General features: G+C 48.9%; 1 protein-coding gene and 1 pseudogene. Both read left to right on the forward strand.

Annotated elements, in window-relative coordinates:
* The first annotated feature begins 382 nt into the window (after nucleotides 1-382).
* Nucleotides 383-1,246: a dTDP-4-dehydrorhamnose reductase gene (rfbD, locus tag Q1M25_RS09415; protein ID WP_300484046.1), complete on the forward strand. Its 864-nt coding sequence runs from the start codon at nucleotides 383-385 to the stop codon at nucleotides 1,244-1,246.
* Nucleotides 1,247-1,396: 150 nt separating this feature from the next.
* Nucleotides 1,397-2,648 (forward strand): annotated as a pseudogene (locus Q1M25_RS09420) (excinuclease ABC subunit UvrA); the annotation flags it as partial.

A 2,648-nucleotide genomic window follows, 5' to 3' on the forward strand; every position in this document is an offset into this window, starting at 1 on the left:
TTGCCCAATTATTATTTTAGTAATATTTTGCAAAATATTTACTCAAAAATATCAAGCGGTAGAATTTACCGACAAAAGGACAGAAGCTCCCCTAATTTTAAATACCATTATCCTAATAATCATAAAAACATTAACATTGACTCACAATCTATTAACCAATATAACTGCTTAATCCATCTAGCTAAAACCTATATTTTAACTATAGTTATAGTATATTATTAAAACATTGATAAATAGTTACATTATAGATAGATAATATCGACTACTTACTCAAATACAGCCCTGTTTGTATTTTGTTCTACGCCAATAATGTGAATTTGTCGTATTTACACTATAATGACACGAACACCTATTCAACAGCTATCAGAGGAGATACTCAACCATGCGTACTTTATTGACCGGAGCCAAAGGCCAGCTTGCCCGTTGTCTGCGCGACCGCCTGCCCGAAGATTGGGAACTGATTGCTACCGACTCTACTTCGCTGGACATTACCGATACCGAAGCTGTGCATCATATGATCAAAAATTTCCAACCCGATGCCATCGTTAATGCCGCGGCTTACACTGCCGTCGATAAAGCAGAAGAAAACGCTGAAGCTGCTTTTGCCGTCAACGCAAGCGCTGTTCACACCCTGGCCGCAGCCGCCCGCGCCGCACACGCCCGCTTTATTCATATTTCCACTGATTATGTATTCGACGGCGAAAGCAAACGCCCTTACCGCGAAACCGACTATACCAATCCGCGCAGCACTTACGGTCAGTCCAAAGTAGCAGGCGAGCTTTTGGCTTTAGCCGCGCATCCTGAAAGCACTATTATCCGTACTTCATGGCTGTTTAGCGAATACGGCAGCAATTTCGTCAAAACCATGTTGCGCCTTGCCAAAGAACGCGATTCCCTCTCCGTCGTTCACGACCAAACCGGCTGTCCGACTTATGCAGGCGATTTGGCACACGCTATTATCGAATTATTACAACAACCCACCTCCCCACGCGGCATCTTCCATTACTGTGGTAATAAATCGGCAACATGGTACGAATTTACCAAAGCCATCTTTCAGACAGCCCACCACTTAGACAACAGCTTCCGCATTCCGGAACTGAACGCGATTACCACCGATCAATACCCCCTGCCCGCTCCGCGTCCGGCATACAGCATTATGGATTGCTCACGCCTAGAGACCGAGTTTGGTATCAAACCGTCCGACTGGCAAAAAGCCCTGCGCGAAATTCTCCGCCAAATCGACTGATAAGCTGATCCATCTATATCAAGGCCGTCTGAAAACATATTTTCAGACGGCCTCTTTGTTTCTTTTATATCAAATGCTTTATCTATCCAGTCTGTCATTTGAAAAGTGCTACAATAGCCGTTTATTTTATTTTTCAGACTGCCTGACACCATGTGCAACCATCATCCTAAACATTCACACGATAATGACACCATCCGCATCCGCGGCGCGCGTACACATAATTTGAAAAATGTCGATTTGGACATTCCGCGCCACAAGCTGGTAGTGGTAACAGGATTGTCAGGCAGCGGCAAATCGTCGCTGGCGTTTGATACTTTGTATGCCGAAGGCCAACGCCGTTATGTTGAGAGCCTTTCCGCCTATGCCCGTCAGTTTTTACAGATGATGGACAAACCCGATGTCGATTTGATTGAAGGCCTGTCGCCCGCGATTTCCATCGAGCAGAAATCCACCAGCCACAACCCGCGTTCCACCGTCGGCACGGTAACAGAAATCCACGACTACCTACGTCTTTTGTACGCACGCGTCGGTACCCCGTATTGCCCCGAACACAATCTACCGTTGTCCAGCCAAACTGTGTCGCAGATGGTTGATGCCGTCTTGAAGCTGCCGGAAGACACGCGCGTGATGATTCTTGCGCCGGCAGTTCGTGAACGTAAGGGCGAGTTTGTCGACTTCTTTGCCGACTTGCAGGCGCAGGGCTTTGCGCGTGTACGCGTGGACGGCGAAGTCTATCAGTTGGACGAAGTACCGAAGCTGGAAAAAAACATCAAGCACAACATCGACGTCGTCATCGACCGCGTTAAAGTAAAAGCCGACATTAAACAACGACTGGCGGAAAGTTTTGAAACCGCGCTACGCCACGGCAACGAGCGCGCGTTGGCGATGGAAATGGACAGCGGCGAAGAGCATTGGTTCTCCGCGCGTTTTGCCTGCCCCGTGTGTTCGTACAGCCTGCCCGAATTAGAGCCGCGCCTCTTTTCGTTCAACAACCCGATGGGTTCCTGCCCGACTTGCGACGGCTTGGGCAACACCAATTTCTTCGACCCCGAAAAAGTGGTCGCGCATCCCGAATTATCCTTAGCCGCAGGCGCGATTGACGGCTGGGACAAGCGCAACCAATTCTATTTCCAAATGATTCAGTCGCTGGCGCGGCATTACGGTTTCGACGTGCAGGCTGCTTGGGAAACGCTACCTGAAAAAGTGAAAAAAGTCGTGTTGCACGGCTCGGGCAAAGAAGTTATCGACTTCACTTACCTGTCCGAACGCGGCACCACCTTCAACCGCAGTCACGCCTTCGAGGGCATCATTCCCAATCTCGAACGCCGCTACCGCGAAACCGACAGTGAAACCGTGCGCGAAAAACTGCGCGAATACCAAAACCACCGCGCCTGCCCGAGCT

The organism is uncultured Neisseria sp., from assembly GCF_951230505.1.
GTDB lineage: Bacteria > Pseudomonadota > Gammaproteobacteria > Burkholderiales > Neisseriaceae > Neisseria.

Coding starts and splice junctions, on each gene's coding strand:
- rfbD (WP_300484046.1), top strand. CDS start 383: ATGCGTACTTTATTGACCGGAGCCAAAGGCCAGCTTGCCCGTTGTCTG.